General features: G+C 54.7%; 20 protein-coding genes. 10 read left to right on the forward strand and 10 right to left on the reverse strand.

The features are described 5' to 3' along the window. Window positions 1-26: 26 nt before the first annotated feature. The 3 genes from V7787_RS21945 to V7787_RS21955 all read right to left on the reverse strand — a co-directional run bounded on the left by V7787_RS21945 (window position 27) and on the right by V7787_RS21955 (window position 6,307). A complete protein-coding gene (locus V7787_RS21945) occupies window positions 27-662 on the reverse strand; it encodes an HAD family hydrolase (RefSeq protein ID WP_336089556.1) in 636 nt (211 codons plus the stop codon). Window positions 663-761: 99 nt separating this feature from the next. Continuing rightward, entirely contained in the window at window positions 762-5,027 is a 4,266-nt protein-coding gene (locus tag V7787_RS21950; protein WP_336089557.1) for a PIN domain-containing protein, read from the reverse strand. Window positions 5,028-5,602: 575 nt separating this feature from the next. Then, entirely contained in the window at window positions 5,603-6,307 is a 705-nt protein-coding gene (locus tag V7787_RS21955) for an HAD family hydrolase (protein WP_336089558.1), read from the reverse strand. An 83-nt stretch (window positions 6,308-6,390) separates the two neighbouring features. On the opposite strand from V7787_RS21955, the gene V7787_RS21960 reads away from it, so the two are divergent. Further along, window positions 6,391-6,600: a hypothetical protein gene (locus V7787_RS21960; RefSeq protein WP_336089559.1), complete on the forward strand. Its 210-nt coding sequence runs from the start codon at window positions 6,391-6,393 to the stop codon at window positions 6,598-6,600. 111 nt (window positions 6,601-6,711) lie between these two features. On the opposite strand, the gene V7787_RS21965 is transcribed toward V7787_RS21960, so the two are convergent. Beyond that, window positions 6,712-7,122, reverse strand: a complete 411-nt coding sequence (locus V7787_RS21965; RefSeq protein ID WP_336089560.1) for a helix-turn-helix domain-containing protein — start codon at window positions 7,120-7,122, stop codon at window positions 6,712-6,714. A 279-nt stretch (window positions 7,123-7,401) separates the two neighbouring features. Between V7787_RS21965 and V7787_RS21970 the strand changes: the two genes are divergently transcribed. Next, entirely contained in the window at window positions 7,402-7,611 is a 210-nt protein-coding gene (locus V7787_RS21970; RefSeq protein ID WP_336089561.1) for a hypothetical protein, read from the forward strand. Between the two features lie 9 nt (window positions 7,612-7,620). On the opposite strand, the gene V7787_RS21975 is transcribed toward V7787_RS21970, so the two are convergent. Next, window positions 7,621-8,148 carry an SH3 domain-containing protein gene (locus tag V7787_RS21975; RefSeq protein ID WP_336089562.1) on the reverse strand — a complete coding sequence of 176 codons (528 nt, stop codon included), beginning with the start codon at window positions 8,146-8,148 and terminating at the stop codon, window positions 7,621-7,623. Between the two features lie 416 nt (window positions 8,149-8,564). On the opposite strand from V7787_RS21975, the gene V7787_RS21980 reads away from it, so the two are divergent. Both V7787_RS21980 and V7787_RS21985 read left to right on the forward strand, forming a co-directional pair. Then, window positions 8,565-8,810, forward strand: coding sequence for a hypothetical protein (locus V7787_RS21980; RefSeq protein ID WP_336089563.1), 246 nt, complete (start codon window positions 8,565-8,567; stop codon window positions 8,808-8,810). Between the two features lie 24 nt (window positions 8,811-8,834). Then, window positions 8,835-9,518 (forward strand): metallophosphoesterase family protein, encoded by a 684-nt coding sequence (locus V7787_RS21985; RefSeq protein ID WP_336089564.1) that lies wholly within the window; start codon window positions 8,835-8,837, stop codon window positions 9,516-9,518. Between the two features lie 130 nt (window positions 9,519-9,648). Here V7787_RS21985 and V7787_RS21990 read toward each other — a convergent pair whose 3' ends face one another. Further along, window positions 9,649-9,981 (reverse strand): DUF7693 family protein, encoded by a 333-nt coding sequence (locus tag V7787_RS21990; RefSeq protein ID WP_336089565.1) that lies wholly within the window; start codon window positions 9,979-9,981, stop codon window positions 9,649-9,651. A 601-nt stretch (window positions 9,982-10,582) separates the two neighbouring features. Between V7787_RS21990 and V7787_RS21995 the strand changes: the two genes are divergently transcribed. After that, window positions 10,583-10,903, forward strand: a complete 321-nt coding sequence (locus V7787_RS21995; RefSeq protein ID WP_336089566.1) for a hypothetical protein — start codon at window positions 10,583-10,585, stop codon at window positions 10,901-10,903. Between the two features lie 118 nt (window positions 10,904-11,021). On the opposite strand, the gene V7787_RS22000 is transcribed toward V7787_RS21995, so the two are convergent. From V7787_RS22000 to V7787_RS22015, 4 genes are all read right to left on the reverse strand, one after another. Next, window positions 11,022-12,272: a hypothetical protein gene (locus V7787_RS22000; RefSeq protein ID WP_336089567.1), complete on the reverse strand. Its 1,251-nt coding sequence runs from the start codon at window positions 12,270-12,272 to the stop codon at window positions 11,022-11,024. Continuing rightward, window positions 12,265-13,512 carry a tyrosine-type recombinase/integrase gene (locus tag V7787_RS22005; protein ID WP_336089568.1) on the reverse strand — a complete coding sequence of 416 codons (1,248 nt, stop codon included), beginning with the start codon at window positions 13,510-13,512 and terminating at the stop codon, window positions 12,265-12,267. Before V7787_RS22005 ends, V7787_RS22000 begins: the two co-directional genes overlap by 8 nt. Before the next feature lie 1,160 nt (window positions 13,513-14,672). Next, on the reverse strand, window positions 14,673-15,581 hold the full coding sequence (locus tag V7787_RS22010; RefSeq protein WP_104887651.1) for a carbohydrate kinase family protein: 909 nt from the start codon (window positions 15,579-15,581) through the stop codon (window positions 14,673-14,675). A gap of 161 nt (window positions 15,582-15,742) precedes the next feature. Continuing rightward, the gene (locus V7787_RS22015) at window positions 15,743-17,311 is read right to left on the reverse strand and encodes a carbohydrate porin (protein WP_104887652.1); all 1,569 of its coding nucleotides are present in this window, start codon (window positions 17,309-17,311) and stop codon (window positions 15,743-15,745) included. Between the two features lie 168 nt (window positions 17,312-17,479). Between V7787_RS22015 and V7787_RS22020 the strand changes: the two genes are divergently transcribed. From V7787_RS22020 to V7787_RS22040, 5 genes are read left to right on the forward strand one after another with little or no spacing between them, the layout of a single operon-like run. After that, window positions 17,480-18,754: an ABC transporter substrate-binding protein gene (locus V7787_RS22020; RefSeq protein WP_104887653.1), complete on the forward strand. Its 1,275-nt coding sequence runs from the start codon at window positions 17,480-17,482 to the stop codon at window positions 18,752-18,754. A gap of 21 nt (window positions 18,755-18,775) precedes the next feature. Beyond that, the gene (locus V7787_RS22025) at window positions 18,776-19,738 is read left to right on the forward strand and encodes a carbohydrate ABC transporter permease (RefSeq protein WP_104887654.1); all 963 of its coding nucleotides are present in this window, start codon (window positions 18,776-18,778) and stop codon (window positions 19,736-19,738) included. Next, on the forward strand, window positions 19,735-20,577 hold the full coding sequence (locus V7787_RS22030) for a carbohydrate ABC transporter permease (RefSeq protein WP_104887655.1): 843 nt from the start codon (window positions 19,735-19,737) through the stop codon (window positions 20,575-20,577). Before V7787_RS22025 ends, V7787_RS22030 begins: the two co-directional genes overlap by 4 nt. A 27-nt stretch (window positions 20,578-20,604) precedes the next feature. Beyond that, on the forward strand, window positions 20,605-21,750 hold the full coding sequence (locus V7787_RS22035; RefSeq protein ID WP_336089569.1) for an ABC transporter ATP-binding protein: 1,146 nt from the start codon (window positions 20,605-20,607) through the stop codon (window positions 21,748-21,750). Then, window positions 21,747-23,249, forward strand: coding sequence for a glycoside hydrolase family 32 protein (locus V7787_RS22040; protein WP_081273227.1), 1,503 nt, complete (start codon window positions 21,747-21,749; stop codon window positions 23,247-23,249). The genes V7787_RS22035 and V7787_RS22040 overlap by 4 nt, the downstream gene beginning before the upstream one ends. The last annotated feature ends 6 nt before the right edge of the window (window positions 23,250-23,255 follow it).

Raw genomic sequence — 23,255 nt, forward strand, 5'->3', positions numbered from 1 at the left:
ATTCCAGCCGCTTTCTATGCAATCACTCAGCCTAACAACTGAGTCAGCGCACGGTAGTCGGGGCAAAGGTGGAAATTCGCATCACCGACAAACCTGGAAAAGTCAGTATCTCCATAGCCCGCTACATGGCAGCCCGCGAGCAGTCCTGCCTTAACACCAGATAGGCTGTCCTCTACAACCAGGCACTTTTCGGCTGGAAGAGCCAAACGCTCCGCCGCATGAAGCATGATTTTAGGGTCAGGCTTCCAGGCTTGCACCTCATATGCGCTGATGATGGCCTTCTCGAAGGCAGGATAAAGGCCAACAGCTTTGAGGCAGGTTTCGATCTTGATGCGAGGCCCATTGGAAGCCACACATGCAGGAATTTTGAGCGCCTTTACAAACTCGATTGCGCCCGGCATGGGCTCCAAGCTCCTTTCAAAGAGAGGGATGCTCCGCGTGCGAAATCCAACCGTGAGAGCCTCGGAAGAAAGCGTAGGGTAGAGGTCACGCAGACCATCTACGAAGAACTGGAATTGGGCACCCCGAAATCGGATGAGTACCTCAGCAGGTGACATCGCAACATCCTGCTCTCCCAGCAACTCACTCAACAGCTGCGCTGCAAGGCGTTCGCTGTCTACCAGGGTGCCGTCGCAGTCGAAAATAATGCCGTGAATCGTCATAGGTATTTCGCTAGCTCCTCTTTGACCAGCTTACCGAGCACCTTTTCTCAAGCGATAAAGAGCTCATCCCAGGCATCGTGCTTCAATAAATGAGATTTTTCATACCTCTGTATCGCCAGTCCTGACCCGCGCTTCCGCTTGCCCGAGCGTATCAACCGAGGCCTGCTCCCGGATGGCATTCTTAGCCTGCAGTTCTAACTCGTCAGGTGCCCGCTCAGAAGCCTCCGTTTCACTCTGTGGGTCGTCAGGGGGTAACACTTGAGCCAGAAGCGCGCTGTGGTCATCCAAGGTGTAAAGAGGAGCGATGCGCAGGAAAACAATCTGAGCGTTCAGTTTCCTAGGTTGTTCCGGTCGCTGAGCGGCCTGCTTGGTACTAATCAGCATACGCCTGATGAGCGCGAAGTAGGTGGGTGTAAACCCATAATCCTCGAGATAGGCGAACCCTTTCAGGCTACGTTCTAGAAATTCTGTGGGGCAATGTGGATGCCGGAATAGAGGCTCCAGAAGATGCGAAATCAGCTCAAGCATCATTGGAAAATTACACCTGCCGGTTACGAACAACTGGCTGATAAATCCGATTACCATGAATGCTGCAGAGTCAAAATCTACAGCAGGTGCCGCGAGGTAAAGCCGCAAGCTTCTGATGCCCATATTCGCGAAGGCTAGACCTTGATCCATCATCGCGATCAGACTCGGAATGTCTACTGAGACGAAGCTGCGGCCTGCTGCAATCAGCTTGATCAGTGCGCAGGAGTATTCAACGCGCCTAAGCACACCAATATCCTGCATCCCTTTGAGCAGCATTTGAGTCGATGCCGAGTGCACACCAAGTGCCAAGGCCAGTTGAAGCATCCGCGCATCCAGAGAGAGCAGACCAGCGTCGTACTCTTTGCACAACATCAGGGACGCATGCTCCTCCACATCAAGTACGTCCCGTAGCCGATCTAGCTCAGGCGTCGGATGGAGTGGGCCATAGCAAGGCACCACGGTGCAAAAACTGGAAATCGCAATATCGATACTGCTTAGGAAAGCTTGCTCGCGAGCGTGATCATCTTCGGTTTCCTCATGGAATCCCAGCTGCCCCTCATGGGTGAACATCGTGCCGCGCTTGCGGAAGGCCGACGACATTTCGATCTTCATGTCGAGCGATCGTCTAGTTGCGGTGCTGACATAGACTGTCGCCAGGTGACCGAGCACATCCAAAAGCCCCAGCATCGCCAGCTGGGTCAGCATCGACAGATCAACTACCCAGGTGGAGCCATTGAGAGAGCAGGGCAGGACGTCGTGACCTGTCCCCACGACAGTAGAGACTTGCAAGGACGGGCCATCCAGAGGCCAACCCCGCACGAGATCAATGATGTCTCGCCCCAAGCGATTCGCAACCAGACCTAGGGTAAGCGGATTTTGCTCATAGAGCTTGAGTATGCTCTCACCTTGGGATTGATGCTGATCGAGATGCTGTAGGAAGACATTGAAATCCATCTCACCATTGGCATCGGTCGGGATTCTCATCGAAACCAAGGTCTTGCTCGGAACGACGGAGTCCCGAACCCGATTATGAGAAAGCTCCATTAGCCGCTGGTGAATCGTCATGATGCGCCTCACCTCTAAAACCTGCGTGCCCATTAGGTAACTGAACGTCACCTTCTCCGATACGCCTAGGCCGATCAGGCCTAACGCAAACTCCGAATCCGGTGCGATAAACTCACCTACGGATGGATAGTGCGTGTCTCTACCATCGATACTGACATGCCGGATTTCCCCATGCTCGTCAGCCAGCTCTACAGATGCTCCGGGCTCAACTACAGCTAGCGTCTGCTTAACCATGCCCATGATCGAGTCCGCTTCTTCAGTCAGCGTCAGCATCACCTTGACGTGGGTCGCTGCCAACTCAACGTCTTCAAGGTTATTTCGCATGGTGTGGGCAATACGAGCGAGTCCTTTTTCTGCTTGGCCATGGCGCATCTCGATGTTGGCCAACAACAGCAGGTCTGTCGGTGAACCTGCAAGTTCCGACGGAATCTCTGAAATGAGTGCGTTCAGGTCGACAACCCCTTCGCATGCGGCAACCCGGATCAACGTGAGCCAGGGGTTAACATCTTGGCGGTGCTCAGAAACGGTTAACTCCGCAATCTCGCGCATGCGAGCCCAGTCACCGGCACTGTTGAACAGAAACAAAGCCTGTTCCCGGGCTTCAGGCGACTGCCGCCAGGCCGTTGGCATAGAGTCGAGTAGATTTCTCGCCTGCGCATGGCGACCCACCAGGATGTAGCAGTGCAGCAAATCAACGTGCAGCGGCGTAAATGACTCGGCTGGGAGCAGCTTTTCGAACAGAAAAATTGCATCTTCATATCGGTGAGCACGAAGCATTGCTCGAGCTGCCATTGCTAGCTCTTGAGGCTCTGTGCACGCTGGCGCTAGCTCTGCGATTCGATCTACATACTGATTCCGAAGTGCGTCATCGTCTTCGTATGCTCGACTGGCGAAGCACAGGTCAATGACGGAGGTACTGGCCGGAGAGAAATCACGCTCGACAAGCTCCTTGCGGACGGTTGCCGCATCTGCTGACTGCAACAGCATCTCCCAACTGAGCCGCCGAAGCATGGCCGATACACGAGTCACAATGTCAGACGGAGTCCGCCTTGCCGCCTCATTACGCGCTACCTGTAGAAGTTCATGACGGGACTGGGCCATGCAGGCATGACCAAAGCGGAGCAAGGACTCATCAGGCAAAGTATCGATCACAGCAGAGAATTGATCGGTTACATCCCTCCAGCGTTGGAGGTCGCACATAGCCTCGACTTCAACCCGAGTCACAGCGGTCGTTATGCTGGCTCCCTTTATTTTGGCTTGCTGAACAAGCTCGAGCGCTTCCGCGGGACGCTGCAGTAACACCATCGCGTAGGCTAGATTAGCGATAACCTCGCTCACTGTCTTAGCGCTTTGCGAAGCCCAGATCGTATTGTCTCGATCATCAAAGCAAGCCATAGCGTCCGACAAGACTGCTACTTGGTGAGCAGATAACGACCTCAGGTTAACTCGCGCCTCATCTTGCGTTGCGAGGCGGATGGCGAAGCGCAGGTAGGACTCAAAGATGAAAAACGTGCAGTCTTGCTTTTCCATCGCTATACGAATGAAGCGAACGGCGCCTTCATCGTCATCCATACCACTGAGAGACGATGCCAGAAGCTGCCATGCGGATGCCTTGTCAGCAAAGATGCTTGGAATTTCGTCCTCGCTCGTCAACCGCTCTCCGGCAAGTAACCGAGCGTTGGTCGTCACAGCCCAGATATGAAAGGACTCAGGGAACCGATCTAGCAATACGCGACCGATATCTACCGCTGCTTGGTACTCCTCTCGCAACATTCGTGCGCGAACCATAGCAGCGGCTATTCGATCATCTGAGTCACAAAGGCTAGCGGCGGTATCGAAGTCCGTCGCTGCGGCTTCGTCAGTGCCTAGGTGCCAGAGGGAGAGTCCACGCAGTAAATACCATCTGGCCTTCTGGTGATCGTCGAAGTCCTTCAAGTCGCTCTCTAAAAGCTCTAATTGCTTCAAGCTGTCTTGGTATAGGTGCTCTCTCTGCCCTTCAGTAATCCGATCCAATTGTCGCGATATGAATGTGTCCGCTGATGATGCAAGGGCCGAAGGCAGATCGTCTGACATGATCAAGCCTTGAGCAGTTGCAGAAACGGAACGCAGTTCACCTAGGTGGCCATCAGTATCTGGAGTCAAGGTGAGGGCAGCTGCCAGCTTGCCGCCGCCACCAGTGAGCCTCAGGCCATTCTCTGCGTGGAAACCCTTCCAAATTGAGCGAGTGTGTTGGAACTCCAGGGCCAGGGCGCCCAGATGACGCTGTGTTGTTGCCTCCGAGATTTCGCCTGCAGAGCTATTGAGTTCTGCGCATGCAGCCTGAAGCGAGGCCCACACATCACCGCTCTGGCGCGAGAAAATCCGCTGGCTAATGAGCTGCTTTTGGTTATCGACTTCTATTGAGCTGTCGGAGTCCAAGTCATGCGGCATGAACTTGAGATGAAGAACGAATGGGTACAGGTCGGCCTTGTCCACCTCGGAGCCAGTCTGGAGCTCCACTGCCCGCTTGATCGCAGCGTACGCTTTACGGTTGCTTTCGTTACTAAATCTCTGAGCATGGACACGCACATACCAGTCATCAGCTGAGGCAGACACCATCGCGTAGCGCACAACCTCTACAGCACCTTGCATTGAGGAGCTGCTTGAAGCGTGATACACGATGAGCAGCTCATCTAGGTTGCGCTGAAACCCTGGCTTTCTGAAGTCTGCCCAGGCGAGTCCAACCGCCTCGTTGAAGATCTTGTTGTCGGTGGGTTTCAGCGAACGCTTCATTTGCAGACGCTGTTTTGCGGTCTGGCCAGTGAGGGGATGCAACAAATCGATTATCAGATCATCTGTGTCATGATCGAAAAGTCGCCCTTGGAAAAGTAGCCGGGTGATGACATAGCCATCCCGTGCACCTGGGCATTGCGAACCAAGACACAGAGCAAGCAGGCGGACTGCTTGGACACGGCGCTCGAATGACCCACCACGATCGCCAGTGGAAACCGGACTCGCTACATTTTTTCGGCCGCCTTTTGCAGCCGCATCACGCGGGGCTAGAGCTACCCTTGCGGGCTTTTTCCTTGGAGCCTTGGCCATACCTGGTTCGCAATCCTGAGGTTCGGGAGTATTTTAACGGGCAGCGCGTGCGGTGCGTAGCCGTTTTGCACCGAGACCGCATGATGATCCCTAGTGACTCAGTCCTTGTTTGCTAATGGGTATGCAAAGATAGTGCTGGCGCTGATCGGAAGCTGGTAAGCATCTGGATGCCAGGCGCCCATGACTGTAGGCATTGTGTTTATGCCGACATTAGGTTTGATCTCACCAGCCGCGGCTGTTCGAGTCCGGCACTGAAGGGTTATTCATCAATCCAAAGCTTTAGGGTGGCGGCTTTCAAATCTGATGTCGTTCGAGCCTACCAACCGCGCTGGCTGCTGCTCGGATTGCTCGACAACCAGTTTCGCGAATTGCATCAGGTCTCGGATTGCTTCAGTTCCGGATCGATTTAGATAGAAGCCTTTGATGCCAATAGCTCGAGGCCCATCTCGATCACAGCGCGGCGAATCACCAATCATCGCTACTTGAGCCGCACCGCCGAACAGGTGGCCAGGCACAACCCCAAGATCATGGCACACGGCGCGGTAGATCGCTGGGTCAGGCTTGGTGACCCCGAGCTCGTAGCTGAACGAATAGGCGTTGAGATCTGGCAGTAGCTTTTTCACTGCCGGCCCGTAGGGTGCAGCGAGGTTGCTGCAGATGGCGGTAGCTACGCCGTGCTCATGGAGGAGGGCAATCGCATCACGTGCATCCTGGGAGACCTCAATCGAGTCGATCTCGCGCTCTAGATCTGACTCAATTGCAGCCATGCGGGACGGTGCAACCTGGATGCCGAGCAGGTCAGCAGCATCTCGAATCCCAGCGTTGAGGGTCATCAGTCTGTGGACATCCACTGAGCAGGGGCGACGGCCATGCTTGGCACCTTCACGTAGCAACTGGCGAAATGGATTTGTGTGCGTACCGATTCGCAGGGTTGTGCCAAATGCGTCGAAGATTACTGCTGTGATTGCCATCCGTTTCTCCGTGGTCGATCTGGCGGAAGCGAGAGTACACTCAGCCCTCAGATGCAGGATGCCACACCGTTGAGAGTGAACAAGTGAAGAGAACGCTGCTGGGAATGGCTGAAGCCGGCGAGCCGCTGCTCAGGCAAGCGCTTGAGGCTATCCAAGCTCATAACGACGCTTTGGCTCATGGGCTACCAGCAGAAGAAATCGAACGCCTTCGACTGGAGTCTGATCATCTTTACCAGACAGTTATCGACTACCAATTGCACAGCGCCGGCACACTGGGTGAGCCAGTTCATTGATGGAAGCGGGGATGTGACGATTCGCCAAATCCGTAACGACATCCAGGTGGTTCCCCGCTTTCTCACCAAGCAACCGTGACGGTATGCAAGGAGTTGAGCGGGGCCGATTTGTTAATCCGCGAATGCTAGCTCCGCCTGCCTAGACTCCCTCATGCCTGCGTGAGTCGTCTTAGGAGCGTCCATGCGGGGGCGGCGAGCAGCGTCGAGACCTTCCACCTTGATACGAAGGCCTGGAAGCCCACCATCGCGCTGCAGCTCTGCAAGCTCTTCCGTTAGCTTTGACATCAGGTCTACTGGCGTTCGACCTGTGTCTTCACTGAGAGTGAGGGTAAGGAGCGTCAACGGACTGAGTTCGAGCCGGCTACTGATCTGTTCGAGCTTATCCAGGGTGATGCTGGATTTGCCTAGCTCGAGTTTCGAAAGGTACGTACGGCTTGTTGTGTCGGCGAAGTCACGCTGACTGATGTTGCGCTTGCTGCGGAGCGCGCGGAGTACGCTGGCGAAAGAGGTCTTTAGAGTCATGACGCAGACTCATCGGCTCGGGCGTGGATGTGCATTTCCTTTTGCTCCGTTCAAGAAGGGGCGGCCACCTGGAAGGCGCTTTCGATAGCAGGCTATCTATGGTTCCAGAGCCTACCATGATTGGAATTTAGGACAACCGACGCATAAACCTAGATCTGGAAAGCCACAATAGTGTCTCGGCTTTCTCCACTCAACGAGCGTGTTTTGAACGTTGGTGCGCTCCGCTGCCATACGACCCGGGACTACCAGTGCTGATCCTAGGTCACCAGAGTGATCACGATGAAGAATGATCTCAGTAAGGTTCTGCTTCCCGACCATCCGATGTACACCGGTGCAGTGGATGCTTTGAAACAGTTCCATCAAGCTCAAGCTAACGGCGTGACGGGGGCGGAGCTAGAACGCCTACGTCTTATGGCGGAGCAACAATTTCAAGCGGTCACCGACTATCAATTGCACGCGCTCGGTGGGCCAGCAAAGCCCATTCACTAGAAGCTCCTACTACACGCCGTATCGCTTGTTTCCACCAGAGGTGATGCAGTAGCGACCGCCTCTGGGGCCTATACAAATTCGTCCTGAAGAGCAAGGGCACGAAGAGCCATATTCGGGCGTGTTGATGCGCGCTGGCTGGGGAGTCGGGCGGTTTCTTTTCGGCTGCGGGGTGGCAAAGCAGTTGGAGCCGCTGCAGAGGTTTCTGTAAGAGATCCATCGCTGCGGTTGGCCGTCGAGGCTGATGCGTGCCCATTCCTGCTTCTGCTCATAGACCTGAACCTTCTCACCGCGGTTGAGGCTGGAGATAACTTTCCCTCCCGGTTGAGCGCGCAGATTCAGCTTATCCGCGTTGACGAAATGCTCAGGTGCTGAGGCTTGTGTCGGTTGTGGTGCTGGTGATGAGGTTGATGCCAAAGTGCTTACCGGTGCCTGGCTGACTGACGGCTCAGTTTTAGGCGTGTCCTTCTTGCCGACAGCCCAGCCCACTACGAAGAGAACCAGCAGCATCAGAAACCATGACTGACCATTTTTGCGCATATCCTTTGCACCCTCGAAGTGAGATCTGTCCTTTTCAAGCAGTAGCCGGCGGGATCGCCGCACCACCGAACGGCTCAGTTCGGCAATGTACGCCTGTAGAGCGATTTTCCATCCGCCATCGCTGAAGATATTCAGCTTAGCCGAGCGGCACGGATGGGAAGGGCAAGCCGTCTAGGCGGACTCGATCCATCTCGTAGATATCACCAAATGAGAGACAACAAGCGGAGCGCACCGGCGTGACGGATGGACGCCCGAAGCGACGAGATGTCGCGTACGACGATCGCTCGGTTCACGACAGCCGGCTCCGAAAGGACACGCCCACGCCCTCGCGGCTACCTGTCGTAGTAGAATCCTCCGAGCTGACGTTCTGATCGTCTTTGTCGCCGGCACATGACGCATTTTAAGGAGCAACACCTGTGTTCAGGACGTTCATGGATTTAATCTTTGTGGTCAGCGTTGCCCTCACTGTGCTCGCGTTCGTTTTCAAACCCTGCATGATCCTGAGTCTCGGAGTGTTGCTCGTGCTCGGCATCGACGACAGATTTGTGAGCCCCGTTGTGGCTTACATTGCATTTCCAGAGGCCGTCGTCATCAGCGGGTATCTGCTGCTTCACTACTGGAGGCAAGTCACCGAAATCATCAAGTCGATTACACCATGGTGATATAAGAATGCGTGGGGAAAACGAGTGATTTGGTTTCTGGGTGACGTACATGGGCGCTTTGATCATGTCATCAGGTTGGTGAAGCGTGATCGTCCTGAGGCAGTGGTATTCCTGGGTGACCTCGAATGCAGTTTGCCCTTGGACATGATCCTGCGCCCGATCTTGGAGCTGACAGAAATCTGGTTCATTCACGGCAACCATGACACGGATCGTCCGGCCTACTGGCATAACCTCCATGGCTGCGGCCTCTCTGAGCGCAGTCTGCATGGCCGTGTAGTGGAGATTGCTGGCCATCGTATAGCAGGGCTCGGTGGCACCTTCGAATCGCAAGTCTGGCTACCAGGTAGCCCTGATAATGGCATCCAGAATTACGGTGACTTTCTCGAGCATCTAGCGCTCCGGCCACAGCAGGCAGACATAATCGCGACGAAAAAGCAGCACGCGCTGTCAGCGATTTACCCTGATGATTACTTCTCGCTCGCAATGGAGAAGGCGGATATTCTGGTCTGTCATGAGGCCCCTAGCTGTCATCCCTACGGGTACTCAGAGATCAATGAGCTTGCCCAGGCCATGGGGGTTAAAATGGTCGTTCATGGCCATCATCATGACTGTCTGGATTACAGGTTGAATTGGCCGAATCTGGGTTTTGAGGCTTACGGCGTTGCGTTCAGGTCGGTCATGGCTGTAAACGGCCAGGTCATCCTCTGACCGATATCAATAAGCTGTGGGCGCAAGCGGAGCGCGCCGGCGTGACGGATGGAAGCCCGAAGGGACGAGACGTCGTCGACGACGGCTTGATTCACGACAGCCGGGCCTGGCAGGGCACGCCCTCATCGCTCTACAGGGCTTTCAACGTCCGCTCCAGGGTCTGATGCTCCCACATCGATAGCAAAGCAATCGGATCTGTTCGATCACCTGGGTCGAATTCCCAGCTCTGCCCATCGGGACTCACACATCTCTCGCAGTAGTCCAGCTCATCACAGTCGTTGTAGATCGTGATTCGCCATCCCTCTACATCGACCTCGATATGGCAGGCGTATAGCTGTTCCCAGGACTGGTTACCAACCTTGGTCATAGTCCGGCGTCCGAGCACCACCTCTCGTAACACCTGGCAGACCTCTCGGGCCGTCAGCGCGCCGAATGGCGTGTCGTTGTGGTTTTCTGTATTCATGCGCAGCTCAGTCCCTCCCATATCCAGTCGGGCGCACCACAGTGAAGGCGCGTACTCTCGAGATCAACCTCGGATAGCCACCCACACAAATAGACGATTGAGTGTGCGGGTTAGATCAAGCCCTGTGTTAACAGGGCGTTGCAGGGCTTACTTCCTCAAAAACTTTTCAGCTCGCATGCTTGGTATCCAATAGCGCTTACCGTCCTTAGCCATCGACCAAGGATCAAAGAATTCACGGAGGTGAGGTAACTCTTTTTCTGGGGCTTGGGCGAGCCGCTGGCGTACAGCGTGTCGATAGCTCCTATGCCAGACCTGCTTGTCAAATCGCTCACTAGTGGCGGTGGTGATACCGCATATGGTGTTTTTGCGTCGGCTTCTGCTCATATGGGGTCAGCGTTGATGAAGCACGCAGGTTCGCGTGCTTGCTCTGAACTGCAGAACAGATCAGGTTAACACGAGAAGCCTCAGATCCCCCCATCGATCGGTTTCCCGGGTGGATCTGACTGCTCGGTCGTAAGGAGTACAAATGTACTCGGCATCGAGCTGCAGTCTTCGAAACGTTTTGAATGTCCGTCATGTACCCACACACGAGATCTGCCCTATGCATCCAACAACGCCGGACGGTCGCTACCTTGTAGTCAAAGGTCAGCTCTGGCGCTGCAGCAACCCCGCGTTACCTGATGAGGAGCGTCAGCACCTGGTGCACGACTTGATGGAAGCCCGGCGAGCCGTGAAGGAAGCCAAAGCACTGGGTGATGACGACAAGCTACATGCCGCTCGAGCAGCGGTGGACTTGGCGAAAGTGGCACTAGGGGAGAGGGGCCCGGTGTGGTGGGATGACGGTAGCCCGGACTGCAACCGCCACAAGGCGATCAACACGCCCTACGCTGACTGGTACCACTTAATCGATGAGCAGCAGTGAACATCCTTGCGGGTCTGGCAGGCCTGAAAATACAAGCCTGCGCAGCCAACTACCAATCGTAGGTGCTGATCCTGTAGATGGTTTCCTAGCAAGGTAGACGCACTTAGCTTGTCGATCCTTAATCAGAATCAGACTGAAATTGCCAAGCGTAAAAACGCGCGTGCGCAGTGTCATAGGTAGTATCACGAATTGAGGGATACAGCTCAACCAACGACATTGATTGTGCAGCTTGCACCAAGCCTGTTTCCCTAATCCATGAAAGAGTTGCACGACAAAAGGATGAGTCATCAGACACTACTCCGCCACCCAGCTTAATTTTCACCATGACCTCGGAGCACACCTGCTTAAAAAGCAAGTTGGCATGGCGACTACTTACCCCAGGCCTACCGCTCTGCGTGGAAATTAGAGGGGTAGGGTCACGATCCAGAGGTATCAAATCAGTTCCAACATGGGCCCTGTATCGGGCAACCCATCGGGTTACATAGTCCCTTGAAATGCAGACCCGCTCCAATTCGGGGTATCCTTCAACCCTTAAGCCATAAGTTCCGTTTTTACGTTCAAACAATGACTTTACAGCCAAATTCGCACCAAATCGCTCAATGTCAGCGGGGCGCAAGAAAAGATGATAAATACTCATCAACAAAAATAGCTTGCGCTCAAATTCATCATCGTTGATCGCCAGACTTTCAGCTGCCTCGACAAATAAATTCCAATCGCTGATAGAAAAGCTCTTGGCACCATTATGAATGGCCTCACGACCGGAATAGTGCTTCGAACGATGCAATGAGCCAGCGGGATTTATATCAATTAAATCCTCCGCATAAAGAAATAGGTAAAATGAATTAATAACAGCCAGCTCAACGGCTAAAGAAGCATAGCCTGATATCCTTGTCCCACTAATTTCCTCGCGAACCGGGCCTGTTCTGAATGGCCTCCAGAATGCATTAACCACAAATACTTTTGAAGTACGCTTGTTTGAGGCACGCCTCAAACGCTTTTCCGGCTGCTTGGCTACCCAGTCATCAGGTGGGCACAAGCAAAAATCCATAAACGCTCTAATATCTTGCTCGTCGAGCTGTATGATTGGCTTTTCTACGACTAACAAACACCACAGCAAAAGCTTTTCAATTGCAGAGCGGTAGATGCCGAATCGACTACCCAGTGCATGCTCAAGCAAAAACGCTTTGACTAGCGAGTAACTAGACAAGGCGGCGCAACGGATATCAATCCCATTTAATTTCTGCCTGACCTCAGAGTTCTCCTTATCTAGGTCGTGAGTGTTCAAGCCTTGAAAATCTTTCAAGCCAAAAAAGCAAGGAAACGGCTGCACATCCATTTTCCAATCTCCAAGCAACATGAGTTCAGCCACGATCCTTCATTGAGAGTTTCTGAATCGAATAGGCTCTCTGATTATCATGACTGCTATAATAAATGTTCTGAGTAGTGGCAAGACTGCTATGACGAAGATCTGCTTGCAAATCTTTCGGATCTCGGAATGGTGCATCGAAGGTCGCTGCTGTATGCCGCAACCAGTGGGTGGTGGCAACGCCTAAATTTTGGATTTCTTCCTCATGGCGGCCTTCACTAACCATCCGGTCGATTGCAAAATCGAAAACCTCTCGCATGATAAATCGCACCATACGTGTTGAAAGCCCAGCTTTGCCATTAAATGTCATCAGGAGTGGCGTAGATTCGTTGTGCGAGGGCAGGGGGCTTAACCCTAAGTGCAGGCGATATCGTTTGAGGTAAAGCTCCACGTAGTCCTCTCTGACAGCGATTTTCCCCGCTTTGTTTCCCTTGCCAATCACATGGAACCACCAGTTACCCTCATGATCCGGACGAAAATCCCCCATTGAAGGCTGCCAATTGTCGCGACCGCAAAGATCTGAAACCCTGAGATACATCGAGAACATTGTCGCAGCTATATATAGTGAGCGCTCATGCCGTTCCGGCTCAGAATTCGCCATCGACTCTGCTGCTTCGAGCACGTACTCCCATTGCAGAGGTGTAAGTGACCTGGTCGTTAACTCCTGTACTGAACGATTTTTAAATTTCGATTTTTGTTTTATGGCCCGAAATGGATTCACTACTGTGCAAACCCCTTCGTCAATGGCGTATTCATAAAGGCTACTGCACACCGAAAAAATCTGCGCGATGCTTCCGGCAGTCAGTTTGTAGCAGTTGGCCTCACTTGATGTTGCAAAGGGCCTCCAATCGGGATTGGCAGCTATGCTGTCATTCTTGGTCAGATAGCGATTTCTTACAATCTTCCCGATCCAACCCGAAGGCGGACTCATACAAAAATTAAGAAATTCTTCTGCATCAGAACGACGCAGATCAAGCAAAGGTCGCTCACGAATCAGCAGCGACCAGAGTAGTAATCGTTCGGCATGGGTGCGGTAAGAGTTGAACGTTGCCTCATTGCTAGCATAGGACTCCAGGAAGCCGCGTACTGCCTCGTACCCATCGAGGGCGCTCAGCCGGGAGTCGAAGCCAGCCAGGTATTTCTGGACAGCAACTACAGTTGAATCATCCAGATCATCTGATACTGAAACAAACCAGCGATAGGTACCGAACAAAGGGACAGGCGTGCATTGGCTATTTTTCATAAGTCCCCAATCACTTCCGGTTCTGACACTTATCGGAAATAGGGGAGGCATCTCCCCCAAAGCATAGGGCACACACACTGAGATGCTTCATCAAAATCACCTTGAATCGAATGCACGATATGAAGCTTCTACGAAGCTTCACTCCAGGAACACTGTATTGTCAAGCCTCTACATGGCCTGCCCGGTACGGCTAATCACTAACCTAGAGACCGAGTTGATCACTTTTAAAGTAAAAATGATCACTCCTCTCTTTCCCATTAACGATATAGCTAGGCTAAGCATCTGTCGGCAATGTCATTTGAAAATGATCAGCACGTCAGAAGGGCTAGCCTTCCATCTCTAGAGCAAACCACCCATATAACTCGACTAAATGACTATTTAGTCGAGTTAAGTAAAGACTCACCCAGCAACCACAGGGTGGGGCATGGATGCACCGTTAAATCGTCAAGCGCTAAGCGCGCTGTGATCAATACGCAAAGACGATTGCATTCAACAAAATACGACCGCAACGCTATGCCAACCTGATGATCATTTTTGACTGAAATTGCGGTGTACCGCTTTCCCGCCCTCAATCTTGTAATCCTCTAATTTCGTTAACTGATCACTAAAAACTGAGGTTCGCGCTGCATGCCTACTATGGTGATCATTTTTAAGATTTGATCATTTTTCCCGACACTGAGCCTATTAATGATCATTTCTGACTGTGCACGAATTCACCAATCGAATTTGGTGATCCACCTGCAAATCTATCCAATTTTCAGCCCCCCATGAGCACAATGATCAAAATTGCTCCTGCAATGATGATCAGTGTTGTCATGCACGCCAGTGGCTAACTCCCTGAACATTAAGAGAAATCCGCAGGCTTGAGCCGAATCGGATGATTTTTGTGCATGGTCAGAATTTCGTGAGCGTCACAGGCTCGCAGGATCCGTTCGTGCCGAGTTACATCGCTGAGGTCCAAGCTTGATCTGCGGCCCAGTAATCGAGGCCCGTGGCCTGGCTTTAAATCTGCCCACCCACGGCCCCGGTAGCTCCATACAAAGGTGCTCATAATGCATATTATGTTAAACCAGATGCTACGTCAGAAATGCTCATGAGCTCCCTTGGATTCGGCGCCGCGTCTTTTTACTTAGACGACTCCTCGGCGCCAGCAACCCTGATCAAGTATGTTTTAGCAGTTGCAGCAAACCTTCCACATCAGCTAACGCTGGAGCATGGGCTCCGGCATGGCGGCAAGATATGGATGCGCAAGCCGCTGAAAATTGCAGGCGCTCTCTCAAGTCCGCGATCCCCAGCAGCTCCGCCGCCAGCCAACCAGCCATACAAGCGTCTCCAGCTCCAACCGTGTCCTCCACCTTCACGGCAATCGCCGGCTGTTCGAGCTGGCTGTCCGGGGTATGGAGAATTATCCCGTGTTCCCCTCGAGTAAAAAGAATCTGCGCCTGAGGATTAAGAGCGCGAAGCTCATCTATTGCCTGGTGTTCTGTCAGCCCTGGATAAATTTGCCGAAGGTCTTCGTCGGAAAGCTTAACCATGTCAGCAAGAGTGGTCATCTTAGGGAAGGTCTGCTCCCGATAATGGCTATCCATTAAATTGCGCCAGTTCGGATCATAGCTAATCCGTTTACCGACTTCTTTGGCCTGCTGAGCAATTTTAACCAGCCTGTCTGCAAGTGGCTGTCGAGCCAAACTGATGCAACTGAAATGACACAGCTCTGCCTGGTTGATCCATCCTTCTGGCATCAGATCCGGATCAAAAAACAGATCGGCATCTCCGGCAAAAAAGTACCTTGGAGGACGGCTAGATGGAATGATGGCGACCAAAGGATCTCGGTCTACCCGTTGGATAAACCTCATATCCAATGCTGCCGCTTCCGACTGCGAAACGATCTGGTCACCCAGTGAATCCATGCTCACCGATCCAGCAAAAGCGCTGCTGACACCCAAGCGACTTAGCGCTCGTGCAACGTTCCAGGGAGCACCACCCGGGTAGCCCATCCACTGCCCAGGAGTGCCTTGGACAAGATCGGTCAGGGCTTCACCAAACACTACTGCGCGAGGCAATACCATCGTCATTTCCTCAATTTTTTTGTCGTAGGGAACTGCTGGCTGATCAGATTCGACCGGTAATCACTTACTCAGTGCGCTTTGATGAAAGGCAGGGTTTGTTGAGGTTAGTGAAGCTCTCATAACCAACCTCAAAGCAGATGTTGGCCGCACGCGTTCAAACATTAAAACCAGGTTTCCATTTGTATACCGTACTGCCATACACCTCCGCCTTCGAAGTCCGTCATGCCAAAGGAGTCTGTGGTACTGAACCTGTCCAGATCCGAAGACCAGTTCATGAAGCTTGCGAACACTCGCAATTCAGGACGCGTAAGAAGATCTCCAACCTCAGGTTTGAATGTCGGGGCGACAGTGAATTTCCAAAAGTTACCGTCGACCGCACTACGTTGTAGATAATCCTTCGGGTCCAGGTTCATGGTTTGCCAGCTTATTTCGTAGGCCATCTCGAAATTTCTGTTGATTTTATTGGCCAAGCGCACATTCAGGGTCAGCCAGCGGTAGTCGTCACCCTCGACGTATCTATCCTTGCTCTGTTCGGCCAGCACGCTGGGGCCGATACGCCAGTCGGGCGCAAGTGATGTCTCACCGTAAAGTGCCAGACGCAGAGCGCGGGCATCGTCTATGAGTTCGCCATCTGAGCCGATGTTCTTGACCTCTGCCCCCAGACCTTGCCCATAGAGCAGCGCCGTTTTGAAGAAGCCTTCCCTGCCGAAAAAGTTTTTCTGGTGGTTGGCCAGCATGCTGTGCAAGCCGGAGTCCGCAGGCTTCAGGCCCGCTTCATTGGTGCGAGTGCCAAAGTCGTTTTTCTTTGAGCCAATGCCATTGAACATCCACTGCCACTGACCATTATCGAAGAACTGGTTGGAGGTGAGGATGTAGCTTTCCACATCGGCATTGAGACCGCCCTCACTGAAATCCCCGTAGTTACGCCCGATCAACGAGTAATTCGAGCGCCAGTTCTTGTTCATCTGTACGTCGTAGATACCACCCCCGGTGCCGGCCAGAAAGACGACGTCCGAGTCCAGCCAATGGATATCGAAGTTGTCCCTGTCGAATCGCTTGCCTGCCCACAGGGTGGCGTTCTCGAACATCGAATTGCCCTTGAATGCGGCGAGATGATCGAGTTCCGCAAATACCTGGCGTACGTTCAGGTTACTTTCAGCGGCCGTCCAGTCATTGGAGCTTTCCACGCCATCGGCAATGGAAACCGTGAATTTGGAATGGGTGCCGTTCTGCGCATAGGCTTCTTTCGACAGGTCTATACGCATGTAAGTATCGTCTTCATTACCCAGTCGCCCGACTGCGCCACCGACTGAACCGGCAGGCGTTGTATAAGGACCGCCCCGCCCGCCCCCCAGGCCATCGTTGATCAGCAATCCGGAGCGGGCGTACCCCTTGAAGCTGAACCCGTCGGTGAGGTGTCCAGTACTGCTGCCCTCCTTCTCCATGCTTTGCTGACGGGCTTCGAGTTTTGCCAACCGCGTATCCAGACTGGGCATCACAGTGGTGGCCGCAGTGGACGCAGCAGGCTGCAAGGCGGCAGTGGACTGTTTGAGCTGCTGCAGTTCCCTGGCGAGCGCCTGGGTTTGTTGTTCGGCGGCGGCTGCACGTTTTTCCGCAGCGGCGGCACGGGCTTCAAACGCGGCCATGCGCTCTTCCAGAGTCGCGGCCTGAGCGTTGGCCGCCGAGGTGCCGAGTACGCCTGCGAGTACCCAGCTTGATGCTTTCTGCATGGGGGATTTCCTGTTTTGTTTTTATTTTTTGTCCTGCGACCGGCCTCTTTTTCCGTGAAATGTTGATTGTCGAAATCCACAAAAAAAAGGATGCCTCATCGCTAATACGCTGCTACATTTGGCGATGTTAACGTTAACTTTTCTAAAAACAAAAATAAAGAGGGCTACATGAAACAGCTCAAAACACTCTTTCCAGCAGCACTGCTTGCCCTTTGCGCCGGGCTTCCATCCCTCTCCAGCGCAGGCAATCTGACGATTTCCTGCGGTGCGGTGGGCGCGGAATTACAACTGTGCAAAGAGGCCGTCGAGGCGTGGTCTCAACAGACCGGCAATCACGTCGAGGTGGTGTCCACGCCTAACTCGGCAACCGAGCGGTTGTCGTTCTATCAACAGATCCTCAGTGCGCAGTCCAGCGACATCGACATCATTCAGATCGACATGGTGTGGCCGGGGATGCTGGCCAAACATCTGCTGGATTTGCGCGAGGTGCTACCCGCCGATGCAACCCAAGGCTACTTCCAGGCGCAGGTGGACAACGCCACGGTGAACGGACGGCTGGTGACGATGCCGTGGTTCACCGACTCGGGCCTGCTGTATTACCGCAAGGACTTGCTCGAGAAATACAACAAGCAAGTCCCCCAGACTTGGGAGGAAATGACCGCAACCGCCAAGGATGTACAACAGGCCGAGCGCAATGCCGGCAACGCCAACGCCTGGGGGTACATCTTTCAAGGGCGTGCCTACGAAGGCCTGACGTGTAACGCGCTGGAATGGATCAGCAGCCAACCGGACGGCGGCCTGGTCAATCCACGAGGCGACATCGTGGTCAACAGCCAGGCCTCAAGAGCGGTGTTGACCCTGGCCAAAAGCTGGGTAGGCGACATCTCCCCGCGTGGCGTGCTCAATTACACCGAGGAAGAAGGACGCGGCGTATTCCAGTCGGGCAATGCGCTGTTTATGCGCAACTGGCCTTATGTCTGGGCCTTGGTGCAAAGCCAGGACAGCGCCGTAAAGGACAAGGTCGGGGTCGCTCCCCTGCCCCGCGGCGGCGAGGCCGGCAGCCATGCATCCACCCTCGGAGGCTGGGGCCTGGCAATATCGCGCTACAGCGCCCATCCCAAACTTGCCGCCGAGCTGGTGAGCTACCTGACCAGTGCCCAGCAGCAAAAACATCGTGCCCTGATAGGCGCCTATAACCCGGTTATCGAGTCGCTGTATCGAGATCCCGAGCTGCTCGCGGCCATGCCTTATTACGCTCAGCTGCACAGCATTCTCAACGACGGGGTCATGCGCCCCGCTTCAATCACTGCCGCTCGCTATCCACGGGTCTCCAATGCGTTCTTCGATCGAGTGCACGGCGTTCTGGCAGGCGAGTTGCCCGTCGAACAGGCGCTGGCCGAACTGGAAAGCGAACTCACACGCATCAAACGCCGGAACTGGTAGGCCACAAGGAAGAAAATCACCATGCCTGTCTCTACTACCCATGCCTCCTGTGACGAGCGCCTGCTCACCAGGGAAACGCCCATACAGAGTCGCCGAGTACGCGCCGCCTGGCTATTTCTGACACCGATGTTGCTGTGTCTGACCCTGGTGGCGGCATGGCCGCTGCTGCGCACATTCTGGTTCAGCCTGACCGATGCCAGTCTGGCGGACAGCAGTGGCGGTTCCTTCGTAGGCTTGAGCAATTACCTGTTCTACGACGGTTCCAACTGGTCGGGCATCCTGGTCGATCCACAATGGTGGAACGCTGTGCGCAACACGTTGTATTTCACTGTGGTTTCGGTGGGACTGGAAGTCATCCTTGGGCTGTTGGTGGCGTTGCTGTTGAACATCCAGTTCACCGGCCGTTCCCTGGTGCGTGCGTTGATTCTGATTCCCTGGGCGATTCCGACCATTGTCTCGGCGAAGATATGGTCATGGATGCTGAACGACCAATTCGGCATCATCAATCACCTGATGCTGAGTCTCGGCCTGATTGACGCGCCTCTGGCCTGGACGGCAGATGCGGATCTGTCGATGTGGGCAGTGATCATCGTCGACGTGTGGAAGACCGTCCCTTTTGTCACGCTGCTGATGCTGGCGGCCTTGCAGATGTTGCCGAGTGATTGCTACGAAGCCGCCAGGGTTGATGGCATACATCCGCTGAAAGTGTTCTGGCGTGTCACGCTTCCCCTGTTGATGCCTGCATTGTTGGTGGCCGCGATCTTCCGCATCCTCGATTCCCTGCGGGTATTCGACGTCATCTATGTGCTGACCTCAAATTCTTCTAGCACCATCAGCATGTCGGTCTATGCCCGCCAACACCTGGTGGAGTTCCAGGATGTTGGCTACGGCAGCGCGGCCTCTACTCTGCTGTTTCTGGTGGTTGCGGTAATCGCCATGCTTTATCTCTACCTCGGACGCCGTCAAATGGAGGTTCGATCATGAGCCAGCGCCTACTGGAAAAATCGCTGTTGCGCCTCGGATTCTGGTGTCTGATCGGAGTTTTGCTGCTGTATGCGGTCTTCCCTTTCTACTACGCCATCGTGACTTCGCTGAAGCCGTCCAGCACCTTGTTCGAGGTGAGCTACTGGATCGAAAACCCCGACTTCTCCAATTATGCGGCGGTACTTCACCAAGCCTCATTCCTGCGGGCAATTGGTAATTCGCTGGTGGTTGCGCTGTGCGTGGTGACGCTGGCGCTGTTCCTCAGCCTGACCGCTGCCTATGCCTTGGGCCGGGTGAAATTCCGTGGGCGTGGGACGGTATTGATGATGGTCCTTGGCGTCTCCATGTTTCCCCAGGTCGCGGTGCTGTCGGGGCTGTTTGAAGTGGTCCGCGCCCTGGGCCTGTACAACACGTCCTGGGCGTTGATCCTGAGCTACACGATTTTCACCCTGCCCTTCACCGTCTGGGTGCTGACCACGTTCATGGGGCAATTGCCCCATGAACTGGAAGAAGCGGCAATCATGGATGGTGCTTCGCCCTGGGTCACGCTGACCCGCGTGCTGTTGCCGCTGCTCTGGCCCGCCCTGGCCACCACCGGTTTATTGGCCTTCATCGCAGCGTGGAACGAGTTCCTGTTTGCCCTGACCTTCACCCTCACCGACACCCAACGCACGGTGCCAGTCGCCATCGCCTTGATTTCCGGCGGCAGCCCCCATGAGCTGCCTTGGGGGCTGTTGATGGCCGCATCGGTGCTGGTCACCGTCCCGCTGGTGATTCTGGTGCTGATCTTCCAGCGCCGAATCGTTTCCGGTCTCACTGCCGGCGCGTTAAAGGGTTGATGCCCAACAAATACAAGGAACAGCATCGTGATCAAATTGAAACTGGACAACGTGAACAAACAACTGGGTGGCGTGCGGATTCTTCGCGACATCAACCTGGAGATCGCTGCGGGTGAATTCGTGGTGTTCGTCGGCCCATCGGGCTGCGGAAAGTCGACCCTGCTGCGACTGATCGCCGGACTGGATTCGATCTGCGCCGGCGACCTGCTGATCGACGGGCGACGGGTCAACGACCTGGAGCCGCGCGAACGTGGTGTCGGCATGGTGTTTCAGTCTTATGCGCTGTACCCGCACATGAGCGTTTACGACAACATCAGCTTTGGTCTCAAACTGGCCAAGACCGATAAGACCAGCCTGCGCGAGCGCGTGCTGAAAACTGCGCAGATCCTGCAATTGGACAACCTGCTGCAACGCAAGCCAAAGGAACTGTCTGGCGGCCAGCGTCAGCGTGTGGCGATGGGCAGAGCCATGGCGCGGGAACCGGACATCTTGTTGTTCGATGAGCCGCTCTCCAACCTGGATGCTTCCTTGCGGGTGCAGATGCGCAACGAAATCGCCCGGCTGCATGACCGACTGGGCTCGACCATGATCTACGTCACCCACGATCAGGTGGAAGCAATGACCCTGGCCGACAAAATTATCGTGCTCAATGGCGGGCGCGTAGAGCAGGTCGGTTCACCGCGCGAGCTCTATGAACGCCCAGCGAGCCGCTTTGTCGCCGGTTTTCTCGGTTCGCCGAAAATGAATTTTCTACCGGCACGCCTGCATGCCCCGGGCGAAACCAGCCTGGTCGATACTCCCGTTCTGGGTATGACCGCCCTGCCCTTCGACAGCTCGGATCTGGCGGCGGGCACGCTGCTGAGCTTGGGGATTCGCCCGGAGCACGTATCGCTCAAAACGGCGGAAGAAACCGCCGGCATCGTCGTGATTGGGGTCGAGTACCTGGGTAGCGAAACGTATGTGCACCTCGAAACAGGTCAGGACGAGCTTCTGATTTGTCGTTGCGAGGTCAACGCCGGATGGCAGGCAGGCGATCGGGTCGAACTGCAACTGGACACAGACCACCTGCACCTGTTCGACGCCGACGGCACGGCCTTGAAGCGCCACCCACAAGCCATTGAAAACCTGCCGAATGACCTTTCTCTGCGTTCAGTCCGAGCACACGCCCTATGACCTTGTCTTTGAATACCATGAGCGACCCGATGTCTTCTTCCCTTGACCTTGCGCAGCGTGCACTGAGTGAGGGGATATCGCGCGTCATCCACGATTATCGCCCGGGCTATCATATTGCGCCGCCGGCAGGCTGGATGAACGACCCTAACGGGGTCGTGTACTTCCGTGGCGAATATCACGTGTTCTATCAGCATTATCCCTTCGACGCGAAATGGGGCCCAATATATTGGGGCCACGCCAAGAGTGCCGATCTGGTTCATTGGCAGCACCTGCCCATTGCACTGGCACCCGGCGATGACTTCGACTGTGACGGTTGTTTTTCCGGTAGCGCCGTGGTGTGTGGCGATACCCTGGCCCTGATCTACACCGGGCACACCTGGCTGGGGGAAGTGGGTGACGAGCGCTTCATCCGTCAAGTCCAGTGTCTGGCAACCAGTAGCGATGGCATCCATTTCGTCAAACATGGCGCCGTCATCGACACCGCGCCGCACAACACCATCATGCACTTTCGCGATCCCAAGGTATGGCAGGAGGATGACTATTGGTACCTGATTGCCGGCGCACGTCTGGGCGATGTGCCGTTGCTGCCGTTGTACCGCTCCACGGATCTGCACGTCTGGGAGTTCCTTGACTATGTGTCCGGCGGCGGCGAGGGTGATGGCTATATGTGGGAATGCCCGGATCTGTTTCGACTGAGTGGGCGCGATGTACTGCTGTACTCGCCCCAAGGCATGCAAGCCGAAGGTTACGACCGCCTCAACAAGTACCAGACGGGTTATCGAGTGGGCCGACTCGATAGCGAATGGCACTTCACGGGAGGGCCTTTTATCGAGCTGGATAACGGCCATGATTTCTATGCTGCGCAAACGCTACTGGCCGCTGATGGTCGGCGCCTTGTGTGGGCGTGGCTCGACATGTGGGAAAGCCCGATGCCGAGCCAGGACCATCACTGGTGCGGCATGCTCGGCTTACCGCGCGAACTTGAACTGTGCGCCGATCGCCTTTGCGTGTATCCGGCACGGGAGCTTACCGCCCTACGCAAGACGCCATTACCGAGTACGCCCTGGTGGGATGAGGCGGGGTCCCGATGGGTGCCGGACGTGAAAGGCGATATGCTCGAAATCCACGTGCATCTGGACTTGCTCGGCTGCACCGACGGCCACCTGGGAATTGCCTTGCGCTGCAGCGACGATGGCCGTGAAGAAACCCTGCTCTACTACGATGCATCACTGCATCGCCTGGTGCTTGACCGTAGCCGCTCGGGTGCGCAAGTCACAGGCCAGCGCAGCGTATCGATAGACCCGACACAAGAGCGACTTGAACTGCGCGTGTTCCTCGATCGCTCCTCCATCGAGGTATTCGACGAAAACGGGCGCTTCAGCCTCAGCAGTCGCCTCTATCCGCGGCCCGACAGTCTGGGCGTGAAGCTTCTGGCTAGGGGGAGTGGCGGGCGTGTCTCGATCCCCAAGGCGTGGTCTCTCGGTTCTGGATGGCTGTGAGACAGC

It is taken from the genome of Pseudomonas sp. CGJS7, assembly GCF_036961695.1.

What these genes read in the sequence shown, in the direction of transcription:
- V7787_RS21945 (WP_336089556.1), bottom strand. Translation starts at nt 662, where the DNA reads ATGACGATTCACGGCATTATTTTCGACTGCGACGGCACCCTGGTAGAC.
- V7787_RS21950 (WP_336089557.1), bottom strand. Translation starts at nt 5,027, where the DNA reads ATGAAGCGTTCGCTGAAACCCACCGACAACAAGATCTTCAACGAGGCG.
- V7787_RS21955 (WP_336089558.1), bottom strand. Translation starts at nt 6,307, where the DNA reads ATGGCAATCACAGCAGTAATCTTCGACGCATTTGGCACAACCCTGCGA.
- V7787_RS21965 (WP_336089560.1), bottom strand. Translation starts at nt 7,122, where the DNA reads ATGACTCTAAAGACCTCTTTCGCCAGCGTACTCCGCGCGCTCCGCAGC.
- V7787_RS21970 (WP_336089561.1), top strand. Translation starts at nt 7,402, where the DNA reads ATGAAGAATGATCTCAGTAAGGTTCTGCTTCCCGACCATCCGATGTAC.
- V7787_RS21975 (WP_336089562.1), bottom strand. Translation starts at nt 8,148, where the DNA reads ATGCGCAAAAATGGTCAGTCATGGTTTCTGATGCTGCTGGTTCTCTTC.
- V7787_RS21990 (WP_336089565.1), bottom strand. Translation starts at nt 9,981, where the DNA reads ATGAATACAGAAAACCACAACGACACGCCATTCGGCGCGCTGACGGCC.
- V7787_RS21995 (WP_336089566.1), top strand. Translation starts at nt 10,583, where the DNA reads ATGCATCCAACAACGCCGGACGGTCGCTACCTTGTAGTCAAAGGTCAG.
- V7787_RS22005 (WP_336089568.1), bottom strand. Translation starts at nt 13,512, where the DNA reads ATGAAAAATAGCCAATGCACGCCTGTCCCTTTGTTCGGTACCTATCGC.
- V7787_RS22010 (WP_104887651.1), bottom strand. Translation starts at nt 15,581, where the DNA reads ATGGTATTGCCTCGCGCAGTAGTGTTTGGTGAAGCCCTGACCGATCTT.
- V7787_RS22015 (WP_104887652.1), bottom strand. Translation starts at nt 17,311, where the DNA reads ATGCAGAAAGCATCAAGCTGGGTACTCGCAGGCGTACTCGGCACCTCG.
- V7787_RS22020 (WP_104887653.1), top strand. Translation starts at nt 17,480, where the DNA reads ATGAAACAGCTCAAAACACTCTTTCCAGCAGCACTGCTTGCCCTTTGC.
- V7787_RS22025 (WP_104887654.1), top strand. Translation starts at nt 18,776, where the DNA reads ATGCCTGTCTCTACTACCCATGCCTCCTGTGACGAGCGCCTGCTCACC.
- V7787_RS22030 (WP_104887655.1), top strand. Translation starts at nt 19,735, where the DNA reads ATGAGCCAGCGCCTACTGGAAAAATCGCTGTTGCGCCTCGGATTCTGG.
- V7787_RS22040 (WP_081273227.1), top strand. Translation starts at nt 21,747, where the DNA reads ATGACCTTGTCTTTGAATACCATGAGCGACCCGATGTCTTCTTCCCTT.